The 22,359-nt window shown below is 66.0% G+C and carries 22 protein-coding genes; 21 read left to right on the top strand and 1 reads right to left on the bottom strand.

The window, feature by feature from the left end:
* Positions 1–31 precede the first annotated feature (31 nt).
* Positions 32–499: a D-aminoacyl-tRNA deacylase gene (gene dtd / locus ABEA06_RS10745; RefSeq protein WP_345311488.1), complete on the top strand. Its 468-nt coding sequence runs from the start codon at positions 32–34 to the stop codon at positions 497–499.
* Positions 500–539: 40 nt separating this feature from the next.
* Entirely contained in the window at positions 540–1,958 is a 1,419-nt protein-coding gene (locus ABEA06_RS10740; RefSeq protein ID WP_425559526.1) for a replication-associated recombination protein A, read from the top strand.
* A gap of 33 nt (positions 1,959–1,991) precedes the next feature.
* On the opposite strand, the gene ABEA06_RS10735 is transcribed toward ABEA06_RS10740, so the two are convergent.
* Complete coding sequence (locus tag ABEA06_RS10735) at positions 1,992–2,966, bottom strand: sugar-binding transcriptional regulator (RefSeq protein WP_345311487.1); 975 nt, start codon at positions 2,964–2,966, stop codon at positions 1,992–1,994.
* A gap of 176 nt (positions 2,967–3,142) precedes the next feature.
* Between ABEA06_RS10735 and ABEA06_RS10730 the strand changes: the two genes are divergently transcribed.
* From ABEA06_RS10730 to ABEA06_RS10640, 19 genes are all read left to right on the top strand, one after another.
* The gene (locus ABEA06_RS10730; RefSeq protein ID WP_345311486.1) at positions 3,143–4,867 is read left to right on the top strand and encodes a glycerol-3-phosphate dehydrogenase/oxidase; all 1,725 of its coding nucleotides are present in this window, start codon (positions 3,143–3,145) and stop codon (positions 4,865–4,867) included.
* 161 nt (positions 4,868–5,028) lie between these two features.
* Positions 5,029–5,763: an MIP/aquaporin family protein gene (locus tag ABEA06_RS10725; RefSeq protein ID WP_303381568.1), complete on the top strand. Its 735-nt coding sequence runs from the start codon at positions 5,029–5,031 to the stop codon at positions 5,761–5,763.
* Positions 5,764–5,803: 40 nt separating this feature from the next.
* A complete protein-coding gene (glpK, locus tag ABEA06_RS10720; RefSeq protein WP_345311485.1) occupies positions 5,804–7,375 on the top strand; it encodes a glycerol kinase GlpK in 1,572 nt (523 codons plus the stop codon).
* A 223-nt stretch (positions 7,376–7,598) separates the two neighbouring features.
* Entirely contained in the window at positions 7,599–8,234 is a 636-nt protein-coding gene (gene rpsD / locus ABEA06_RS10715) for a 30S ribosomal protein S4 (RefSeq protein WP_190780452.1), read from the top strand.
* Positions 8,235–8,429: 195 nt separating this feature from the next.
* A complete protein-coding gene (locus ABEA06_RS10710) occupies positions 8,430–8,837 on the top strand; it encodes a DUF948 domain-containing protein (RefSeq protein ID WP_345311484.1) in 408 nt (135 codons plus the stop codon).
* Positions 8,838–8,903: 66 nt separating this feature from the next.
* On the top strand, positions 8,904–9,296 hold the full coding sequence (locus ABEA06_RS10705) for a hypothetical protein (protein WP_345311483.1): 393 nt from the start codon (positions 8,904–8,906) through the stop codon (positions 9,294–9,296).
* The gene (gene alaS, locus ABEA06_RS10700; protein WP_345311482.1) at positions 9,296–11,983 is read left to right on the top strand and encodes an alanine--tRNA ligase; all 2,688 of its coding nucleotides are present in this window, start codon (positions 9,296–9,298) and stop codon (positions 11,981–11,983) included. Before ABEA06_RS10705 ends, alaS begins: the two co-directional genes overlap by 1 nt.
* A complete protein-coding gene (gene ruvX, locus ABEA06_RS10695) occupies positions 11,980–12,471 on the top strand; it encodes a Holliday junction resolvase RuvX (protein ID WP_345311481.1) in 492 nt (163 codons plus the stop codon). The genes alaS and ruvX overlap by 4 nt, the downstream gene beginning before the upstream one ends.
* Positions 12,472–12,551: 80 nt before the next feature.
* Positions 12,552–13,778 carry an endolytic transglycosylase MltG gene (gene mltG, locus ABEA06_RS10690; RefSeq protein ID WP_345311480.1) on the top strand — a complete coding sequence of 409 codons (1,227 nt, stop codon included), beginning with the start codon at positions 12,552–12,554 and terminating at the stop codon, positions 13,776–13,778.
* A gap of 17 nt (positions 13,779–13,795) precedes the next feature.
* Positions 13,796–14,698, top strand: coding sequence for a shikimate dehydrogenase family protein (locus tag ABEA06_RS10685; protein ID WP_345311479.1), 903 nt, complete (start codon positions 13,796–13,798; stop codon positions 14,696–14,698).
* A 65-nt stretch (positions 14,699–14,763) separates the two neighbouring features.
* Positions 14,764–16,017 (top strand): chorismate synthase, encoded by a 1,254-nt coding sequence (aroC, locus tag ABEA06_RS10680; RefSeq protein WP_345311478.1) that lies wholly within the window; start codon positions 14,764–14,766, stop codon positions 16,015–16,017.
* Complete coding sequence (locus ABEA06_RS10675) at positions 16,014–16,556, top strand: shikimate kinase (RefSeq protein WP_303381548.1); 543 nt, start codon at positions 16,014–16,016, stop codon at positions 16,554–16,556. Before aroC ends, ABEA06_RS10675 begins: the two co-directional genes overlap by 4 nt.
* A complete protein-coding gene (aroB, locus tag ABEA06_RS10670) occupies positions 16,553–17,644 on the top strand; it encodes a 3-dehydroquinate synthase (RefSeq protein WP_345311477.1) in 1,092 nt (363 codons plus the stop codon). The genes ABEA06_RS10675 and aroB overlap by 4 nt, the downstream gene beginning before the upstream one ends.
* Before the next feature lie 98 nt (positions 17,645–17,742).
* Complete coding sequence (gene efp, locus ABEA06_RS10665; RefSeq protein ID WP_303381550.1) at positions 17,743–18,306, top strand: elongation factor P; 564 nt, start codon at positions 17,743–17,745, stop codon at positions 18,304–18,306.
* Positions 18,303–18,716, top strand: coding sequence for a transcription antitermination factor NusB (gene nusB / locus ABEA06_RS10660; RefSeq protein ID WP_345311476.1), 414 nt, complete (start codon positions 18,303–18,305; stop codon positions 18,714–18,716). The genes efp and nusB overlap by 4 nt, the downstream gene beginning before the upstream one ends.
* Before the next feature lie 116 nt (positions 18,717–18,832).
* Positions 18,833–19,480: a bifunctional pyr operon transcriptional regulator/uracil phosphoribosyltransferase PyrR gene (gene pyrR / locus ABEA06_RS10655; protein WP_345311475.1), complete on the top strand. Its 648-nt coding sequence runs from the start codon at positions 18,833–18,835 to the stop codon at positions 19,478–19,480.
* Complete coding sequence (locus ABEA06_RS10650) at positions 19,477–20,460, top strand: aspartate carbamoyltransferase catalytic subunit (RefSeq protein ID WP_303381553.1); 984 nt, start codon at positions 19,477–19,479, stop codon at positions 20,458–20,460. Before pyrR ends, ABEA06_RS10650 begins: the two co-directional genes overlap by 4 nt.
* Before the next feature lie 10 nt (positions 20,461–20,470).
* The gene (locus ABEA06_RS10645; RefSeq protein WP_345311474.1) at positions 20,471–21,781 is read left to right on the top strand and encodes a dihydroorotase; all 1,311 of its coding nucleotides are present in this window, start codon (positions 20,471–20,473) and stop codon (positions 21,779–21,781) included.
* A 32-nt stretch (positions 21,782–21,813) separates the two neighbouring features.
* Positions 21,814–22,311, top strand: a complete 498-nt coding sequence (locus ABEA06_RS10640) for a PH-like domain-containing protein (RefSeq protein ID WP_345311473.1) — start codon at positions 21,814–21,816, stop codon at positions 22,309–22,311.
* Positions 22,312–22,359: the final 48 nt, after the last annotated feature.

Here is a 22,359-nt window from a genome sequence, read left to right as displayed (position 1 = left end):
GCACTCACGAACGGTGTGATGAACTTGGCTCATGAAAATAGTGCTGCAAACGGTGTCCCGGGCCTCCGTCACGGTGGAGGGGTCGGTGACGGGAGAGATCAGCGGACCCGGGCTGCTGGCCCTCGTGGGAGTCACCCATCACGACACACCGGGGACAGCGAAGAAGCTGGCGGAGAAAGTTGCCGCCCTGCGGATTCTTCCCGGGGAGAAGTCGTGCGTGGATCTGTCGGCACCCGTGCTGGCCGTCAGCCAGTTCACCCTCTACGCGGATGTCCGGAAGGGACGGCGGCCTTCGTGGTCGGCGGCGGCGCCCGGGGATGTGAGCGAGCCGATCTTCGATCAGTTCGTGGAATCCCTGCGCGAAGCCGGGGTGGATGTCGGTACCGGTGTCTTTGGTGCCCGGATGCAGGTGGAGCTGATCAACGACGGACCCGTGACCATCATCGTGGACAGCGACGACCTGGACTGCCCCAGATCGGGCACCCACGGACGGCAGTGACCGGCGCTGCGTGTCCGAGCGTCACGCTAGGGTCATCAGCGTGAGCGCTTCACTGTTTGACCTGCCCGACCCGGACGAGCCCGACCGGGAGGAGACTCCCGCGCCGAGCCGCGGCCGGGGGCGTGCACCGTTGGCCGTTCGGATGCGACCGCGCACGTTGGACGAGGTGGTCGGTCAAAAGCACCTGCTCCGCGCGGGTTCGCCGCTGCGAGTGCTGGCGGGAACTGATGCCGGTCCCGCCGGTGCGAATTCCATCATCCTGTGGGGACCCCCGGGAACCGGGAAAACAACGATCGCGCACGTGATCGCGCGCGGTCACGGCACGACTTTCGTGGAACTGTCTGCCATCACCGCGGGCGTCAAAGACGTGCGCCGGGTCATGGACGAAGCCCTGACCGATCGGGACCTGCACGGACGCAGCACGGTGTTGTTCTTGGACGAAATCCACCGCTTCACCAAGGCCCAGCAGGACGCGCTGCTGCCCGGTGTGGAGAACGGGTGGGTCATTCTGGTTGCGGCGACCACGGAGAACCCGTCCTTCTCGGTGATCTCACCGCTGCTGTCCCGCTCGCTCATGCTCACGCTGCAACCCCTGGACCGTTCCGACATCGCGGACCTGCTGGATCGCGCCGTGACCGACCGGCGCGGCCTCAACGGCGAGGTCACCCTCGACGAGGACGCCAAGAACCACCTGCTCGACATGGCCGGAGGTGATGCCCGCAAGGCATTGACTTCTCTGGACGCCGCCGCGGGCGTGGCCTTCTCCCATGACGGCACGGAGTCCGATCGAGAAGCGGGGCCGCGCGCCGTCGGCCCCGTGACCATCACCGTGGAGCACGCGGAGGAAGCCCTCAATCGCGCCGCCGTGCGCTACGACAAGCAGGGCGACCAGCACTACGACGTGATCAGCGCGTTCATCAAGTCCATTCGTGGTTCCGATGTGGACGCGGCCATGCACTACCTGGCGCGCATGCTCGAAGCGGGGGAGGACCCGCGGTTCATTGCGCGCCGCCTGATCATTTCCGCGTCCGAGGACGTCGGCATGGCTGACCCCACCGCATTGCAGACCGCGGTCGCGGCCGCGCAGGCGGTGCAATTGATCGGGATGCCCGAGGGTCGCATTCCGCTGGCCCAGGCGGTCACTCACTTGGCCACCTCCCCCAAGTCCAATGCCTCCTACACGGCCATCAACGAGGCCATTGCGGATGTTCGCGCGGGTAAGGCCGGGCCGGTGCCCACACACCTGAGAGACGGTCACTACAAGGGGGCGGCCGCCCTGGGACACGGGGACGGTTATTTGTACGCCCACGATCAACCCAATGCCGTGGCCTCCCAGCAGTACCCGCCGGACGAGCTCGTGGGGCGGGATTATTACCGACCCACGCCCTACGGCCACGAACGTGATCTTTCACCGAGGGTCCAACGCCTGCGCGACATCATTCGCGGTGACCAACCATGACCCGTGGCCGCCCGAGATAAGTGCGGCGATCCATCAGACAGGGACGGTCGGCCCATGGGAATCGACGTGGTCGAGAACGTCCTTGGCGGTGAGGTCATCGATCACCAGGTCGGTGACGGCGCCGGAGCGCAGGGCGCCCAGGATGCCGCGCACCTTGTGTCGCCCGGACACCACGCACAGGCGGCGGGGAATCCGGGCCAGATCCGACGGGGTGGGCCCGGATGCCCTGCGATTGACGTCGATGTCCGAGTAGCTGCCGTCCTCCCGAATGAACACCGTGCACATGTCGCCGACCACGCGGTTCTCGTTGAGACTGCGCAGCGCCGCCTGACTGAGATGACCCTCCGTGTACACCTGGGACAACACGGGGCCGTGAAAGGCGCCCACGCTGAACATGGCCAGGTCCACGGCGGAACGGACGGCCAGAATGCGGCGCACGGATGATTCCTTCCACAACAGGGTGCGGGTCTCCTCGAGATCGAAGAACGCGGGAGTGGGGAACGGGTAGAGCTCGGCGTTGAAGGCCCGCGCCATGCTCGAAAGCAGCGGGGTTGAGGTTCCCGCCCCCGTGGTCCGCGGGCCCGCAGCACCGTTGAGCTGCACCACCGTGACGTCCTGCGCGCTGGTCTGACCCAGGTGCGCGGCAATGGTGGAGGTCGTGGTGCCCCACGCGACGCCGAGAATTGAACCGTCCTCGACCCATTCCGTGAGCAGGTTCGCCGCGTAGCGCGAGACAGCCTCCAGGCGCGGGCCGTTGTGGGATGCCCGGTGTGTGCCGGCAATGTGTGCGGTGACCCCGAACATCTCGTGGAACCGCCGCGACAGCCGATCGGGCGGGTGCTCGGGTGGGCGCAGGGAGATTCTGACAATGCCTCGGTTCTTGGCTTCGGTGAGCATGCGCGACACCGTGGAGCGCGAGACACCAAACCGGTCCGCCACGGCTCCCATGGTCATGTCCTGAACGAAGTAGAGTTCCGCGGCTTGGTACAGCAATGAATCGTCGTGCATGGACTCTTCTCCCTGGTGCACGTGTGTGCAATTGAGTTGAGCATACGTGCATTGGCGCGGCATAGTGGGTCGCACGGCCCGGTAATGGGATGCAGATCACACTTCCGGCCGTAGCGCGGTCTTTTAGATTCCGCACACCACATGAATACGTACATAGGTTGAGTGAGGTAGCTCCCATGAGAACCACAGTTTTGAACCCCGAATCCCGCCGCGCCGCCCTGCGCGAGATGGCCGATGGTCCCGCATTGGACATTCTGGTGATCGGCGGTGGCATCACGGGTGCGGGCGTGGCTCTGGACGCCGTCACCCGCGGTCTGCGCACCGGGATCGTGGAAGCGCAGGACTGGGCCGGTGGCACATCACGGTGGTCCTCCAAACTGGTCCACGGCGGGCTGCGCTACCTGCAGCAATTGGACTTCAAACTCGTCACGGAAGCCCTCCACGAACGGGAACGGTTGCTCTACACCCTGGCGCCCCACTTGGTGAAGCCTGTCCCGTTCCTCTACCCGATCCTGCACCGTTTCTGGGAACGACCGTACGTGACCGCCGGAATCGGGCTCTACGACACCCTGGCCCACGTCGGATCCAAGGTGGCGTCCATGCCGTTCCACCGCCACCTGTCTCGGCGCGGGGTCCAGGAGGCGTTCCCCAGCATCAAGCCGGGTGCGATGGTCGGTGCCGTCAAGTACTGGGACGGGCGAGTGGACGACGCACGCTTGGTTCTGACCCTGATCCGAACCGCCGCCGGATACGGCGCGCTGGCCGCCTCACGCACCAAGGTCACGGGCCTCCTCAAGGACGACGACGCCGTAGTCGGCGCCCGCGTCACGGACCTCGAGACCGGGGAGAGTTTCGAGATTCGAGCTCGCAAGGTCATTGCGGCGACGGGCGTGTGGACCGAGGAAACCCAGGACCTGGCCGACACGGACGGCGGGTTGAAGGTCATGGCCTCCAAGGGCATCCACATTGTGGTGCCCCGTGAGCGAATCAAGGGCGAGGTGGGTTTGATCCTGCAGACCGAGAAATCCGTGCTGTTCGTGATTCCGTGGGAGCACTACTGGATCATCGGAACCACGGACACCCCGTACGAACAGGATATTTCCGCGCCCGTCGTCACCGCGGCCGATATCGACTACGTGATTGACCACGCCAACGTGGTCCTGGCCGAGCCACTGACCCGCGAAGACGTGATCGGCAGTTTCGCCGGTTTGCGTCCTCTGCTGCAACCGGGAGTCAAGGAGGGCACGGAGACGGTTTCCACCAAGGTCTCTCGCGAGCACACGGTGGCGGAAGTGGTTCCGGGGCTGATCTCCATTGCCGGCGGCAAACTGACGACCTACCGGATCATGGCCCAGGACGCCGTGGATTTCGCGCTCGGTAAGGACCGCGCCAAACAACTGCCCTCCGTGACCGAACGGACCCTGCTGCACGGTGCCGACGGCTATCTTCCCCTGACCCGCCAGGTGGAACAGATCAGCAACCGCTACGGGTGGACACCGGAGACGGTCGAGCATCTGCTCAACCGCTACGGCTCCGCCATTTGCGAGATCGGGGCCCTCGTGGACGAACGCGCGGACCTCGCCGAGCCGCTCCAGGGTGCCCCGGATTACGTGCGCGCCGAGATCGTGCAGGCCGCACGCAACGAGGGTGTGCTGCACCTGGGGGACGCCTTCCACACCCGCACGCGCATGAGTTACGACCAGCCCGATCACGGTCTCGCCGTGGTCGAAGAGGTTGCCGACCTGCTGGCCGAAGAGCTCGATTGGGATGCCGAGCGCAGGGCGGAAGAGGTTCGGGCCTACCGAGACCTCTGCGCCGCCGAGGACGCCGCCGCGCAAACCGCCGACGACACGGCCGCCGCGGCGGCACGGGCCGCGGCGCCGTCGTTGAACACCCTGTGAATCGGCAACGGCACCCCACAACGAACCGGACACGTGCCGACCCGGGCAACCACGTAAGCCACCGGTCCCCCTGACCACCGATTGAAGAACGAGATCGAAGGAGTCACTTAATGACCGCAATGACGGCGCTGCTGCCCATGGAAGCAGCAGAAGTGGTGCCCCTGGGCACGGTGTTCTGGTCCGAAGTGCTGGGCACGGCCATGCTGACGCTGCTGGGCGTGGGTGTGGTGGCCAACCACTTATTGGGAAAGACCAAGGGCAATGCCGGCGGCTGGCTGCTGATCAACTTCGGTTGGGGCCTCGGCGTGTTCGCCGGTGTCTACGTGGCATGGCAGTCCGGGGCGCACCTGAATCCGGCCGTGACGGTGGGCCTCTGGGCCTCCGGCGCCCCGGAGTACGCCCCGGGGGTGGCCGTGACCGCGGCCTCCACCCTGGTGTACTTCGCGGCCGAACTCCTGGGTGCTTTCCTGGGTGCCGTGATCGCGTGGATCGCCCACAAACAGCACTACGACGAGCCCCTGGACCCGGCGGCGAAGCTCGGCACGTTCGCCACCGGGCCGGAAATCCGCTCCTACCCGTGGAACGTGGTGACCGAGGCCATCGCGACCTTCGTGCTGATCTTCGTGATTCTCATGTTCGGCGGAACGCCCTCGGAGTTGGGTCCCTTGGCCGTGGCGCTGCTGGTGGTCGGCATTGGTGCCAGCCTGGGCGGGCCCACCGGTTACGCCATCAACCCGGCTCGTGACCTCGGGCCCCGCATTGCGCACGCGATCCTCCCGATCCGGGGCAAGGGCGGCAGCGACTGGGGTTACGCCTGGGTCCCGATCGTGGGCCCCATTCTCGGCGCGTTGATCGCCGGTGGCATTTTCCAGATTTACCCGTCGTCCAACTTCTGATTTTCCAACTACCACCACAACGATGTGAGGAGTTACCACCATGACCAAGCGATCCAGCACCACCGCCACGAACGGCAAGAACGCCAACGGCGCCACCGAGGCCCGGTACGTGATGGCCATCGACCAGGGAACCACGAGCACCCGGGCCATCATCTTCGATCACTCCGGCAGCATCATCGGCGTCGGTCAGCAGGAGCACCAACAGATCTTCCCGCGCGCCGGATGGGTCGAACACGATGCCACCGAGATCTGGAGCAACGTGCGCCGCGTCGTGGCCGATGCCCTGGCCGAAACCGAACTCACCAAGGACGATATCGCCGCGGTGGGCATCACCAACCAGCGTGAAACCACGGTCGTGTGGGACCGCACCACCGGTAAGCCGGTCTACAACGCCATTGTGTGGCAAGACACTCGCACCCAGGCGATCGTGGACGAGTTCGCGAAGAACGGGGGAGTGGATCGCTTCCGCAAGCGCACGGGCCTGCCGCTGGCCAGCTACTTCGCCGGTCCCAAGATCAAGTGGATCCTGGACAACGTGGACGGCGCTCGCACGAAGGCCGAGGCCGGTGAGCTCATGTTCGGCACCACCGACAGCTGGCTCGTGTGGAACATGACCGGTGGTCCCAACGGCGGGGTGCACGTCACGGACGTCACCAATGCGTCCCGCACGCTGCTGATGAACATCGAGACGTTGAGCTGGAACAAGGACCTGGCTGATGCCATGGACGTCCCTATGTCCATGCTTCCCGAGATCCGTTCCAGCAGCGAGGTTTACGGCAAGGGCCGCTCACGAGGCTTTGTGGGCGGCGTGCCCATTGCCGGCATCCTGGGTGACCAGCAGGCCGCCATGTTCGGTCAGACCTGCTTCGAGCCCGGCATGGGCAAGAACACGTACGGCACCGGCAACTTCTTGCTGATGAACGTCGGTGAGCAGCCGGTGCAGTCCGAGAACGGGCTGATCACCACGGTGTGCTATCAAATCGAGGGCCAGAAGCCCGTCTACGCGCTGGAGGGTTCCATTGCCGTGACCGGATCCCTGGTGCAATGGGTGCGCGACAACCTGGGCCTCATCCAGGACGCCAAGGAAATCGAAGGTCTCGCCAGGGATGTGGAGGACAACGGCGGGGCGTACTTCGTGCCGGCGTTCTCCGGACTCTTCGCACCGCATTGGCGCCCGGACGCCCGCGGTGCCCTGGTCGGTCTGACCCGGTACGTGCGCAAGGAACACATTGCCCGCGCCGTGCTGGAGGCCACCGCCTACCAGTCCCGGGAAGTGGTCGAGGCCATGAACAAGGACTCCGGCCAGGACCTCGTGGAACTGCGGGTGGACGGTGGCATGACGGCCAACGAGTTGCTCATGCAGTTCCAGGCGGACCAGCTGGACGTGCCCGTGATTCGCCCCAAGATCACCGAGACCACCGCCCTGGGCGCGGCCTACGCGGCGGGCCTGGCGGTGGGTTTCTGGGCCGATCTGGATGAAATCACCGAGAACTGGGCCGAGGACAAGCGCTGGAAGCCCAATGGTGAGACCGAGGCCAACGACAAGTTGTTCCGTAATTGGGGCAAGGCTGTGACCAAGTCGTTGGATTGGGTGGATCAGGACGTGGACTGAATCGGCTATAGTTGAACGCTGGCTGGCAAGCTGTGCTCAGTCATGACCTCGTACCCGTGGCACCCTCACGGCGCGGAGCATGTGAGCCAACTGTAGGCAATGACGGATTGCGGCTGATCCGCACCTCTCCTGCCGGGACCCATTCCCGCGCGATGGAGGCCAGTACCACACAGATCGGTTCACGCACCACCGTGCGTGCACCGTCGACCGCATGAAAGGCAACATGGCTAACAACGCATTGCGTGCGCGCCGTCAGGTGCGCAAGTCCCGCGCCCTCGGTATCGCACTGACCCCGAAGGCCGAGAAGTACTTCGAGCGCCGCCCGTACGCTCCCGGTGAGCACGGCCGTGCCCGCCGTAAGTCCGACTCGGACTACAAGGTGCGTCTGACCGAGAAGCAGCGCCTGCGCGCCCAGTACGACATCCGCGAGAAGCAGATGCACCGCGCCTACGTTGAGGCCAAGCGCGTTGAGGGTCAGACCGGTGAAAACCTCATCGGTCTGCTCGAGACCCGTTTGGACGCTCTGGTGCTGCGCTCCGGTTTCGCTCGCACCATGGCTCAGGCCCGTCAGGCCGTTGTCCACCGCCACATCATGGTGGACGGCCAGCGGGTGGATCGCCCGTCGTTCCGCGTGCGCCCGGGTCAGATGATCCACGTGCACCCGCGTTCCGAGAAGATGGTTCCGTTCCAGGTGGCCGCCACCGGCGCTCACCAGGACGTCCTGCCCGACACCCCGGGTTACCTGGACGTTTCGATCGACCGTCTGCAGGCAACGCTGACCCGCAAGCCCGAGCGTTCCGAGGTCCCCGTGACCTGCGAAGAGCAGCTCGTGGTCGAGTACTACGCCCGCATGGCGTAATGCTTTTCTCCCGCGCGCCCGGTTTCTGGTGAGCGGAGCGTACAGCCCGTGGCTTCGGCCGCGGGCTGTCCGCATTTTCGGGGAGTGGCTGAACCGCACCCCCAGCAACGTTGGGTAGAGTTTCCCTTCGGCCGTGCCACCCGATGGCACCGCGTCATACACCGAGGACAACACACGAGAGGTACGGGTCGCCCCATGGACGGTGGAGATATTGCGGGACTGATTGCCGCCGGCGTTTTTGCCGTGCTCGTGGGTTTGTTGGCGGTCCCGATCGTCAAGCTCGGTCGCGTGTTCGATGAGTTGCGCCTGACCATCCGTTCCTTGAATGACGGGACCGCACCGCTGATCGACGAGGTCACCCGCACGGTCTCGACCACCAACACCCAGTTGGAGAAGGTGGACGGCATCACCTCCAACGTCTCGGACGCCTCCGCGAATGTGTCTGCGCTGTCCTCGTTGGTTGCTTCCACGGTGGGGCAGCCGCTCATCAAGGTCGCGTCGTTCTCCCACGGCCTGCGCCGCGCTTTCACCCCTCAGCAGGACCCCGGACCCCGCGGCGGCCCCGCCTCGGAGGGCACCGGACCGGTGAACGATCAGGCCTGAGTTCCGCCCGGGCCGTGAATTCACCCGAGCCACCCACTAGTTGAGCCGGATCAGAAGGGACAAGCCATGGGAATGTGGTCCAAACTGGCGCTGATCGCCGCCGGCGCCGTCGCGGGAAGCATAGCGACCCGCGCGGCCAACAACCCGCAGACACGAGAGACGATCGCGGGGCAACTGCAGCGGCGTCGGAGTACCGATGTGGGACTGCGCTCCGGTTCGGCCGTGCAGCGCGTACGGGCGGTGACCGGCCATCTGCAGGAATTTGCGGCGCGGGTGAAGGTCGGGATGAACGAACGCGAGGCGCAATTACGCGAACAATTCGATGTGCGCACCCCGGTCGATCACACCGCCGGCCACCCCGGCTCGCACGGCCCGCACACTGTGGTGGGCGAGCAGGACAACGTAGAATCCACCGAGATCATCCATCGCGGTCAATCATCAGAAGGAAATAACCGGTAATGCTTTCGCACGAGATCACCCAACGCTGGCTGAGCTATTTCGAAAGCCGGGGTCACACCGTGGTGCCGTCCGCCTCGCTGGTGTCCCACCAGCCCGGCGCGATGTTCACCATTGCCGGCATGGTGCCGTTCATCCCGTACTTCCTGGGACAGGAGACCGCACCGTTCCCGCGGGCCACGTCCATCCAAAAGTGCATCCGCACCCTGGATATCGACGAGGTCGGCAAGACCGCCCGCCACGGCACGTTCTTCCAGATGGCCGGCAACTTCTCCTTCGGCGACTACTTCAAGGAGAAGGCCATCCCCATGGCCTGGGAGCTACTGACCGCACCGCTGGACAAGGGTGGCTTCGGCCTGGACCCCGAACGCCTGTGGGTCACGGTGTACGAGGGCGACCAGGAATCCTACGACCTCTGGCGTGATGTGGTCGGCATTGCCGAAGAGCGCATCCAGCGCATGGGCCGCGACGAGAACTACTGGGACACCGGTCAACCCGGCCCCGCCGGGCCCGACTCCGAGATCTTCTACGACCGCGGCGCCCGTTACGGCAAGGAGGGCGGTCCGGCGGTCGATGACGACCGCTACATCGAGATCTGGAACCTCGTGTTCATGCAGTACCAGCGCGGTGAGGGGCAGGGAAAGAACTACGAGATCCTCGGCGACCTGCCCAAGAAGAACATCGACACCGGCCTGGGCGTGGAGCGCCTGGCCATGTTGCTGCAGGGTGTGGAAAATTTTTACGAGACCGACCAGGTCCGTCCCGTGCTCGACGCCGCCGCCGAGCTGTCCGGGCGGACCTACCGCGGTACCGAGAAAGCGGAGCAGGAAGGCTACGACGACGACGTCCGGATGCGGGTGGTTGCCGACCACATCCGTTCCTCGCTCATGCTGATCGCCGATGGCGTGAGCCCCGCCAACGAGGGTCGCGGTTACATCCTGCGCCGTCTGCTGCGCCGCGCCGTGCGTTCCATGCGCCTGCTGGGGGTCATGCAACCGTGCCTGCCCGTGCTGCTGCCCGCGTCCCGGGACGCCATGAAGGGCGTCTACCCGGTGGTCGCCGATGACTTCGAGCGGATCTCCCGGATCGCGTACGCGGAAGAAAAGGCGTTCCTCAAGACGATCGAGTCGGGCACCGCTCGCCTCGAGCACGCGGTGACCCAGGCAAAGACGGAGAAGCGGGTTGTCAGTGGCGCGGACGCCTTCGCGCTGCACGACACGTTCGGCTTCCCGATCGACCTGACCCTGGAAATGGCCGCGGAGGCCGGGGTATCCGTGGACGAGAAGGCCTTCCGCGGTCTGATGAGCGAACAGCGCGAACGCGCACAAGCGGATGCGCGCGCCAAGAAGGGCGCCCTGGCGGATCTGTCCGAGCTGCGCCGCATGCTCGATGACCACGGTTCCGTGTTCACCGGTTACGCCGAACTGGTGACCCAGACAGCGGTGCGCGCCGTGCTCTCCGACGGCGTGACCGTCCCCGCCGCCATCGCCGGCGATCAGGTGGAAGTGGTGCTGGAGGAAACCCCGTTCTATGCCGAGGCCGGTGGCCAGGCCGCCGACGTGGGTGTCATCGAGGGCCCGGATTTCTCCCTGGAAGTCCTGGATGTCCAGCAGCCCGTCAAGGGACTGTCCGTGCACCGCGTCACGGTCACGTCGGGTGAGGTCACCCAGGGCGCTGCGGTCACCGCTCGCGTGAACTCCCGCCGCCGGCACGACGGCGAGGCGGCCCACTCGGGCACCCACGTGGTGCACGCGGCCCTGCACGACGTGCTCGGCCCGGACGCCGTACAGCGTGGTTCGTTCAACAAGGAGGGTTACCTGCGTTTCGACTTCTCGCACGGCACCGCCCTGAGCGTATCCCAGATGCAGGAGATCGAACAGATCTCCAACACGGCCATCCGCGACGACTTCGAGGTCATCACCCAGGAAATGCCGCTGGCCGAGGCCAAGAAGCTGGGGGCCATGTCCCTGTTCGGCGAGAAGTACGGCGAGAACGTGCGCGTGGTCGAGATGAACGGCCCGTGGTCGCGTGAACTGTGCGGTGGTACTCACGTGGGTTCCACGGCTCAGCTGGGTTCGCTCTCGCTCGTCTCGGAGCAGTCCGTGGGCTCCGGCAACCGCCGCGTGGAGGCCCTGGTGGGCCTGAACTCGTTCAATCACCTGGCCGCCGAGCGCACCCTGGTCAGTCAGCTCACCGGCATGCTCAAGGTCCAGTCGACCGCTGAGCTGCCCGAGCGGATTGCGGCGACCCTCGACAAGCTCAAGGAGACCGAGCGTCAGCTCACCGTTCTGCGGCAGCAGCAAATGCAGGCCCGGGCCGGTCAGCTCGTCAACGACGCGCAGCGGCTGGGCCCGGTCACCGCGGTTCTGCATCATGCCGGGGAGGTCGCTTCGGCGGACGCTCTGCGTTCGCTCACGCTGGATCTGCGCACTCGGCTGGGCTCCGAACCGGCCGTCGTCGCCGTCACGGGTGTTGCCAATGACCGCCCGCTCATTGTGGTGGCCGTCAACGACGCCGCTCGCGAGGCCGGGCTGGCCGCGGGCCAGCTCGTCCGCACCGCAGCCGGGGTGCTGGGTGGCGGTGGCGGCGGCAAGCCGGACGTCGCCCAGGGCGGTGGATCGGACCCGGCCAAGATCGACGACGCACTCGAGGCCGTGCGCCAACAGATCCTTGCATTAGCGGGCGCGTGAGCGAGACGTTCGTGAAAGGCACCCGCATGGGTGTGGACGTCGGATCGGTCAGGGTGGGAATCGCCCTGACCGATCCGGACTGTGTGCTGGCCACGCCGCATCGGACGGTCACGCGGGACAAGAACCGCAAGAAGCGTTTCGATGTGAAAATTATCACGGGCATGTGCGAGGAATTCCACGTGGTCACGGTGTACGTTGGACTGCCACGCAGCCTCAACGGTCAGGAAAATCGATCCACCGAAATGGCCCGACACTACGCAACCGCCCTGCAGGATCGGTTACGCTCACGTCAGTGCGAAACAACGGTGCGGTTGGTGGATGAGCGGCTGTCCACGGTTGCAGCGCACCAGTCCCTTCTGGATGCGGGGGTATCCCGGAGGCACCACATGGACAAAGTTGATCAAATGGCTGCCGTGACATTCCTGCAGTCGGCCATAGATCAGGGCAGGTCCACGGGAACCGAACCCGGTTTCCCCATCGACACTTAGATCGCGGATAATGGACGATGTTCTCGGCAGAACGCCGAAAATATCCGAAGACCACGGACTACGGCGGACGGAGATCATTCGTGAGCGAGCAGCCACGAGATAACAAGGCCCACCGCGGCCCGCAACAGGGCGGCGAGGCTGGTTCGGCCACGTCCGGCGGCCTGCTGGGCACGCTGGACCCGGACGAGCCCAGCTCGCGGGCGGGTCTGTCCGGCGCGTTCGAACACCATGACGTCTCCCCGGAAACGGCAGCCCGCCAGAAGCGCCGCTCCCGTGCGTCCCTGGCCACCGCCATTGCGTTGTTCATTGCCGCGCTGCTGATCGTGGTGGCCGTCCTCGGCTCCGCCTTCGGACTGTTTGAACGCAAGGACTACAACGGCGCCGGCGACCAGGACGTCAACGTCACCGTGGGCGAGGGCCAGTCCACCGGTCAGATCGCGAATTCTTTGGAATCCCAGGATGTCGTGGCCAACGCCGGTTACTTCGTGGAAACCTTCCAGGAACGCTACCCGGAGGACTTCATCCAACCCGGCGATTACCAGCTCAAGACCCACATGAGTTCGGACGCCGTCATTGACGTGATGATGGAACGCGGGGAGGCCTCGCACTACGCCGCTGTTGCACAGACCCAGCGTATTGACGACACCTTCCAGACCCTGAGCGAGTCCACGGGCCTCGACAAGTCCGAGTTCGAGGCGTTCAAGGAAGACACCGATCGCTTCGCCATTCCAGAAGAGTTCCCCACCCTCGAAGGCTGGTTGCACCCGGGTGAGTACCGGTTCCCGTTGGACGCCACCGCGGAACAAATCATCCAAGAAATGGTGGACCGCACCAAGGCCACGCTGAACAACAACGAGGTGCCCGAGGATCAATGGTTCCGGGTGATCACCGTGGCCTCGCTGGTGGAGTTCGAGGGCGTCCCGGAGATCTACCCCGAGGTCGCAGGTGCCATCTACAACCGCATCGACCGCCCCAATGATGAGACCAACGGTCTGATCCAGTCGGACGCGTCCGTGACCTACGGCCTGGACAAGCGCTCCTACCACGTGTCCGACGAGGAGAAGCGCGATAAGACCAACCCGTACAACACGTTTGCCCACCCGGGATTACCCGTGGGTCCGATCGGTTCTCCGGGTGATGAGTCGATCAAGGCCGCCGCAAACCCGGATGACAACGACTACTACTACTGGGTGACCGTGAACCTCGACACGGGCGAGACCAAGTTTGCCGAGAACTTCGAGGAACACAATCGCAACGTGGAGCAATACCAGCAATGGTGTTCCGACAACGAGGGCCGGTGTAGCTGATTCGCAGGGGAGCAGTCATGGAGCGAAACGCCGCAGCGGTGCTGGGCCACCCGGTGGCGCACTCCCTGTCACCGGTTCTGCACACAGCCGCCTACCGCGTGCTGGGTGCCCCATGGGACTACTCACGCTGTGATGTTCCCGCGCAGGACTGGGACCGCTTCTGGGAAGACCGCGCGGCCGAGGGACACTGGCGTGGATTTTCCGTGACCATGCCACTCAAGGCCCTGGCCGCGGAGCAGGCCGATGAGTGCACCGCGCTGGTTCGTGCCCTGGGAGTGGCCAACACGCTGGTATTCCGGGCGGACGGCACCACCGTGGCGGACAACACGGACGTCACCGGCATCATGGCCGCGCTGACCGCGGCGCGCGCGATCCCCGCGCAACCCCGCTGCGCCATCCTCGGTGGCGGTGGCACGGCCACGGCGGCCGTCGCAGCATTACACAAGCTGGGCGCCCCGTCGATCGACGTGTTCACACGGTCCCCGCAACGAGCCGGGAAGGTCATCCACGCCGCCGGGAGGATCGGCGCGGCCGTCACCGTGCGCGCGTGGTGTGAGGCAGCGGCGTCGTTGGTGGACTACGACGCGGTGATCTCCACCTTGCCTCCCCACGGCGCCGACGAACTCGCGGCGGAGTTCGGGGTCCTGGGTGCGAAGGTGAACGGTGTGCTCCTGGACGCGGCCTACGATCCCTGGCCCTCGGCCATCGCTCGGTCGTGGCGTGACGCGGGCGGAGCCATTGCGCCCGGAGTGGATATGCTGATCTTTCAGGCGGTCGACCAAGTGCGCTGGTTCGCCCTGGGCCGCGTGGATCGACCCGTCCCTCGTGAAGCCGAGGTCACGGCGGCCATGTGCCGGGCCGTGGACCGCCCCGAACGCGTGATCCCCGAACGGGTCCGTGAGGCCCACCTGGACCGCTGACCTGAGTTTTTCTTGCTTTTCCGGGAGCCCGTACGGGTTCCCTCAACCGAGTACTGGAGTAGAACATGTTGCGTTGGCTCACGGCCGGAGAATCTCATGGCGAGGCCCTCGTGGGAATCATCGAAGGTGTTCCCGCCGGGGTGGAACTGACCACCGAGATGATTCAACGGGCCCTGGCCCGCCGTCGGCTCGGTTACGGCCGCGGCGCACGCATGAAGTTCGAACAGGACAAGGTCCGTATCCTGGGCGGTGTCCGGCACGGTCTGACCCAGGGCGGGCCCGTGGCCATTGAGATCGCCAACACCGAATGGCCCAAGTGGCAGGATGTCATGAGCTCCGACCCCGTGGCCGCGGCCACGCTCGAGGGTCGCGCTCGGAACGCCCCGCTGACGCGCCCCCGCCCCGGTCACGCCGATCTTACCGGGATGCAGAAGTACGGTTTCGCCGAGGCCCGCCCCGTCCTGGAACGAGCTTCCGCTCGCGAAACCGCGACGCGCGTGGCCCTGGGCGTCGTCGCCACGCAGATCCTTACCGCACTGGGCGTGCGTCTGGTGTCCCACACGACCGCGATTGCCGAGGTGACGGTACCCGACGACGCCGCACTGCCCACCGCGGGTGACGTGGCGGCCCTCGACGCCGATCCGTTGCGCTGCTTCGACAAGACCACCTCGGACGCGATGGTCGCAACCATCGACGACGCCCACAAGGCGGGCGAAACCCTGGGCGGCGTGGTGGAGGTCCTGGCGGAGGGGCTACCCCCGGGGCTGGGTTCCTACGTCCACTGGGACCGCCGCCTCGATGCCCGCCTGGCCGGGGCCCTCATGGGCATCCAAGCGATCAAGGGTGTTGAAGTGGGTGACGGTTTCCGTACCGCCGCTCGCCCCGGTACCCGCGCCCACGACGAGACACTGCCCGGTCCGGATCACTCCGTGCACCGCGTGAGCAACCGCGCCGGAGGCATCGAGGGCGGCATGTCCATCGGTGACCTGCTGCGTGTGCGTGCGGCCATGAAGCCGATCGCGACCGTGCCCCGTGCCCTGCACACCGTGGAGGTCTCCACGGGTGCGGCCGCCCGGGCCCACCACCAACGCTCGGACGTGTGCGCCGTTCCGGCTGCCGGTGTGGTCGCCGAGGCCATGGTGGCTCTTGTGTTGGCCCAGGCCGCGCTGGAGAAGTTCGGCGGCGATTCCATCACGGAGACCGTGCGCAACATGGACGCCTACATGGCGGCCATTCCGGACAACCTGCGAACCTCTTCCGTTCTGGCCGACCCGTCGGATCTCGCGGCCCTCGATGAGGTGCGCGGGGACCTTTCGTGAGTTCTCTGCCCACGCCGTTGATCCTCATTGGACCCATGGCGGCGGGAAAGTCACACCTGGGACATCATTTCGCCAAGCGGTACGGCCTGGACTTTGTGGACGCCGATCACGTGATCGAGGCACAGCACGGCCCGATCCCGGCGTTGTTCACGGCGCACGGGCAGCAGCATTTCCGGGAGATCGAGGCCGGGGTGGTTACCGGCCTGCTCGCGGACGCACGCTATCGCAACGCGGTGATCTCGCTGGGCGGGGGGGCACCCATGACCCCGGCGGTCCAGGACCTGCTGGCAGGTCACACCGTGATCTACCTCGAGGTCGACGAGGCAACGGTTCGCCCGCGGATCACGGGCAACAAGACCCGCCCCATGCTGCAGCCGGACCCGGAACGACGCTGGCGAGAAATCTTGGACGAACGGCGCGAGACCTACGAGCGGCTCGCCACGATCCGGCTGGACGGCACGGGGCGCCGGCGCGTCGGCTCGCTGGTCCACCAACTGCACAGAGCTTTGACAGAACTACGAAGGGACGCCACAGCGTGACTGATTCGGTGACCACCATTCCCGTTCGGGGAGACACCCCCGACAACCGCTACGACGTGCTCGTGGGCAACGGGCTCCTGGGCAGGGTTCCCGAACTGCTGGGAGAACGCGTCAAAAAAGTCCTGATCATCCACCCCCGCGCCCTGCGCGCCACCGGTGACCTGGTCCAGCAGGATCTCAAGGAGGCGGGGATCCAGAGCTTCGTGGCCGAGATCCCGGACGCCGAGGAAGGCAAACGCGTTGAGGTCGCGGCCTTCTGCTGGCAGATCATGGGCACCTCCGACTTCACCCGCACGGACGCGGTGGTGACCGTGGGTGGCGGGGCCGTGAGCGACCTGGGTGGTTTCGTGGCCGCCACATGGCTGCGCGGCGTACGCGTGATCCACCTGCCCACCACACTGCTGGGCATGGTCGACGCCGCCGTGGGCGGTAAGACCGGCATCAACACCGCGGAGGGCAAGAACCTGGTGGGTGCTTTCCACCCCCCGGCCGCGGTCGTGTGCGATCTCGATTCGCTCAAGACCCTTCCGGAGAACGAGTACCTGACCGGCATGGCCGAGGTGGTCAAGTGCGGGTTCATTGCCGATCCCGTGATCCTGGACCTCATCGAGGGGAACTCGCAGGCGGTGCGGGATTCGCAGTCACCCGTGGTGCGTGAGCTCATCGAGCGCGCCATCCGGGTAAAGGCCGAGGTGGTCTCCTCGGACCTCAAGGAATCCGGGCGCCGTGAATTCCTCAACTACGGTCACACGCTCGGTCACGCCATCGAACACAATGAGCGCTACCAGTGGCGCCACGGCGCCGCGGTCTCGGTGGGCTTGGTGTTCGCCGCCGAACTCGCGCGGGCCGCCGGCACCCTCGCCGACGACGTCGTGGACCGCCACCGCGACATCCTCGCGTCCCTGGGGTTGCCCGTGACCTACCGCGCGGACCAGTGGCCGCGGCTTTTGGAGGTGATGAAACGCGACAAGAAGACCCGCGGGAGCCTGCTGCGTTTCGTGGTTCTCGACAGGGCGGGCTCCGCACGCATCATGGAGGTGCCGGACCCCGCGATCCTCTTCGCGTGCTATCAGGAGATCGCCGACTAACGGTCCGGCAACCGTGGACTGCGCCGGGCGCGATACACTGGTTCGGCTTAACGCCCCCAGAATCTTTGCACTGATGTTTCCGACGAGAAAGTGAATCCGTGGCAACCAGCAACGACATCAAGAACGGCACCATCCTCAAGCTCGACGGGAACCTGTGGCAGACCATCGAGTTCCAGCACGTCAAGCCCGGCAAGGGTGGCGCGTTCGTTCGCACCAAGCTGCGCAACGTGACCAGCGGCAAGGTGGTCGACAAGACCTTCAACGCCGGTGCCAAGATCGAAACCGCCACGGTGGACCGCAGTGAGTACCAGTACCTGTACCAGGACGGCGAAGACTACGTGTTCATGGACAACTCCACCTACGACCAGATCACGGTTCCCGCCGCTGTCGTGGGTGACGCCGCCAACTTCATGCTGGAGAACCAGAACGTGACCGTTGCCATGTACGAGGGTTCCCCGCTGTACATCGAGATGCCGCCGTCGGTCGTCCTGGAGATCACCTACACCGAGCCGGGCCTGCAGGGTGACCGCTCCACCGGTGGCACCAAGCCCGCCACAGTGGAGACCGACTACCAGATCCAGGTGCCGCTGTTCCTCGAGCAGGGCACCAAGGTCAAGGTCGACACCCGCACCGGCGACTACCTGGGACGCGTCAACGAGTGAGCGGCGCACGCAGTAAAGCCCGCGTTCGTGCGGTAGAAATTTTGTTTGAGGCGGAGCAGCGCGACGAGTCCATCCAGGCCGCGTTGAACCGCCGTCGGGACAACAGCACCTCCAAAATCAACCCGTACACGGTGGACATTCTCGAGGGTTTCTACGATCACGCCGAAGACATCGACGAGTTCCTGGAAACCTACTCCCAAGGGTGGACCCTGGACCGGATGCCCGCCGTGGACCGGAACGTCCTGCGCGTGGGCGCATGGGAATTGCTCTACAACGGCGAGATCCCGGATGCCGTGGCCGTGTCCGAAGCCGTTGCGGTCGCCAGGGAGTTGTCCACCGACGATTCGCCCCGGTTCGTCAACGGCCTTCTCGGCCGGTTGCAGAAAGTCAAGCCGTCTCTGCTGGGCTGACGGTGTGGGCCCCGGTGCGCTCGTACGGAGCGAACCGGGGCCTTTTGCCTGTGATAGCGTCACACCCAGATCGCAACCTTTAAGTCCGTCCCGTGAGGCGGGGAAGGAGGCGGCACGTGAGCGTGCCAGAACACGGCGAATCATTGCCCGCGACCACGTCGCGCGTGATTCTCTCGACAGCCGACATCGACCGGGCTCTGACCCGGATAGCCCACGAGATTCTGGAGTCCAACAAGGGCACCGATGATCTCGTTATTCTGGGCATCGCCCGCCGCGGGTACCCGCTGGCGCAGCGACTGGCCGCCAAGCTCGAACAGACCGACGAGTCCTTCGACGCCCGTGCCGCCACCGGTCAGCTGGACATCACCATGTACCGCGATGACCTGCGCAAGAACCCGGCGCGGACCCCGCAGCCCACCGTCATTCCGGACAGCGGCATCGACGGCCGCACCGTGGTCCTCGTGGACGACGTCCTGTTTTCCGGGCGCACCATCCGCGCCGCCCTGGATGCCCTGGTGGATGTGGGTCGCCCCAGGATCGTGCGGTTGGCCGTGCTGGTGGATCGCGGCCATCGCGAACTGCCCATCCGCGCGGATCACGTGGGGAAGAACCTCCCGACCTCCTCCCAGGAGAAGGTGCGGGTGTTGTTGCGCGAATCGGATCCCGGGCAGCGCGAGGAGAACCACGAGGACTGCGTGGTCATTGACGCTCCGGTGGCCTCGGACCCGGACGTCGCCCGCCCGGGGAAGGGGGCGACCTCGTGAAGCACCTGCTCACCACCGCCGACCTGAGCTACCCGGACGCCCTCAGCGTCCTGGACACCGCCGACCAAATGGCCTCCGTGTCCTCGCGATCCGTCAAGAAATTGCCGGCGCTGCGCGGGCGCACCGTGGTCAACCTCTTCTTCGAGGACTCCACCCGCACCAGGATCTCCTTTGAAACCGCCGCCAAACGGCTCTCGGCGGACGTCATCAACTTCTCCGCCAAGGGCTCGTCGGTGTCCAAGGGCGAATCCCTCAAGGACACCGCCCAGACCCTCATGGCCATGAGCGCCGACGCCGTGGTGATCCGCCACGGGGCCTCCGGTGCTCCCCAGCAGCTCGCGTCGTCGGGCTGGATCGACGCCGCCGTGGTCAACGCGGGCGACGGCAAGCACGAACACCCCACTCAGGCCCTGCTGGACGCCATGACGCTGCGCCGGGTCCGCGCGCGCCGCGAGGACCGCCCCAGCACCGGCATGGACCTGGAGGGTATGCACGTGGTGATCGTGGGGGATGTGCTGCACTCCCGCGTGGCCCGCTCCAACGTGTGGCTGCTCCACACACTGGGCGCGCGCGTGACGTTCGTGGCACCCCCCACGTTGTTGCCCGTGGGGATGGACCATTGGCCGTGCGAGGTCTCCTACGACCTGGACGAGGTGCTGGCCCAGCGCCCCGACGCCGTGATGATGCTCCGGTTGCAGAGTGAGCGCATGAACGCGGCGTTCTTCCCGAGCGAGCAGGAGTACACGCGGGCGTGGGGTCTGACCCCGGAACGCGTGGCGGCACTGGACGCCATGGGCGCGCCCACCGTGATCATGCACCCGGGTCCCATGAACCGGGGCCTGGAAATTTCCTCCGAAGCGGCCGATTCACCGCGCTCCACCGTTCTGGCCCAGGTGGCCAATGGTGTGTCCGTGCGCATGGCCGTGTTGTTCCTGTTGCTCTCGGGAGACGAGAGCACCCCGTCCCTGACCGACAACTGAAGGTGGCATCGTGAGTTCCTTCCTCATTAGTTCCGTGAGCCCCGAAGGCTCGGACCCCGTTGACCTTCTGATCGCGGACGGCACCATCGTGGCCGTGGGGGAGCCCGGCTCGGTGGACGCCCCCGAGGACACCACCGTGGTGGACGCCACCGGCCTGATCGCCCTCCCGGGCCTGGTGGACATGCACACCCACTTGCGCCAGCCCGGCCACGAGGACGCCGAGACGGTGGACACCGGCACGCGCGCCGCAGCGAAGGGCGGTTACACGGCAGTGTTCGCCATGGCCAACTCCAACCCCGTGGCGGACACCGCCGGGGTGGTGGAGCAGGTCTGGCAACTGGGCCGGGACGCCGGATGGGCCGACGTGCATCCCGTGGGTGCCGTGACCGTGGGGCTGGAAGGCAAGCGGCTCTCCGAAATCCGTGCCATGGCCGAATCCCGCGCCCGGGTGCGGATGTTCTCGGATGACGGCAAGTGCGTGCATGATCCCGTGCTCATGCGCCGCGCCCTGGAATACGTGAAATCCTTCGACGGGCTGGTGGCCCAGCACGCCCAGGAGCCCCGCCTGACGGAGGGCGCCCAAATGAACGAGGGCGTGGTCTCCGCGGAGCTCGGGTTGACCGGTTGGCCGGCCGTTGCGGAAGAAGCGATCATTGCCCGCGACGTTCTGCTGGCCCAGCACGTGAAGTCCCGACTGCACATCTGCCACCTCTCGACCAAGGGTTCCGTGGAGATCGTGCGCTGGGCCAAGGAACGCGGCGTCGACGTGACCGCCGAGGTCACCCCCCACCACCTGCTGCTCACCGAGGAACTGGTGCGCACCTTCGACCCGGTCTACAAGGTCAACCCGCCGCTGCGCACCGACGAGGACGTCATGGCCCTGCGCGCGGCCGTGGCGGACGGCACCATCGACGTGATCGGCACCGACCACGCCCCGCACACCATCGAGGACAAGGAATCCGAGTGGAGCTGCGCGGCCATGGGGATGACCGGGCTGGAGACCGCGCTGTCGGTCGTGCAGAAGACCCTGGTGGACACCGGAATGATCGACTGGGCCACGGTCGCCACCATCACCTCGCGCCGCCCGTCCGAGATCTTGCGGCTGCCGGAGCAGGGTGCTGCGCTGGAAGCCGGTGCTGCCGCCAACATCACGCTGTGGGATCCGGCGGGGGAGACCCCGGTCAACCCGGAGACCCACGTGTCCAAGGGACGCAACAGCCCCTACAGGGGCATGCCGCTTCCCGGACGCGTGATCGCCACCTTCTACCGGGGCCACCCGGTGGTCCTGGACGGGCAGCTCAACACACCGCTGTTCGCCTGAGATCCGATCCGACCACGAAAGGCACCCCGTCCATGTCTGACAAGCTCCTCCCCACGCTCCTCGCGATCCTGATCGTCGTGGTGCTCTTCACCCTGGTGTGGTGGGGGTGGCGTGGCCGCATTCGACGTCAGTCGGACGTACCCCAGTTGCCGCAGGCACCCGCGGACCTCCTCGATCGACTCGTGACCCGAGCGGACGGCATGTACGTGGTGACCACCTACACCGCCCAGCCGCTCGAGCGGATCGCCATTCACGGCCTGGGAGTGCGCTCCAACGCGGAGGCGATCGTCACCGAGGACGGCGTGCTGATCAACCGCCAGGGCGTGCAAGACGTCTATATCCCTCGTGAACAGCTGCGCTCGGTGGCCACAGCCTCGGGGATGATCGGCAAGTTCGTGGAACGTGACGGCCTGGTCGTGTTCACATGGCAGCTCGGTGACACCGTGGTCGACACCGGTTTCCGCGCCCGTAACGGCGCGGAATCCCGCGAACTCGAGAATGCGGCGTCGGCGCTCGTGAGCGCCCCCTAAATTTTGCGTCCTCCGCGCCCCGTGCGCTCAGTTTTTGATGAAAAGGAA

Source organism: Kocuria gwangalliensis, assembly GCF_039544365.1.
GTDB lineage: Bacteria > Actinomycetota > Actinomycetes > Actinomycetales > Micrococcaceae > Kocuria > Kocuria gwangalliensis.
Note: the sequence above shows the minus strand (reverse complement) of the source record. Positions and strands in the feature narration are given on the sequence as shown.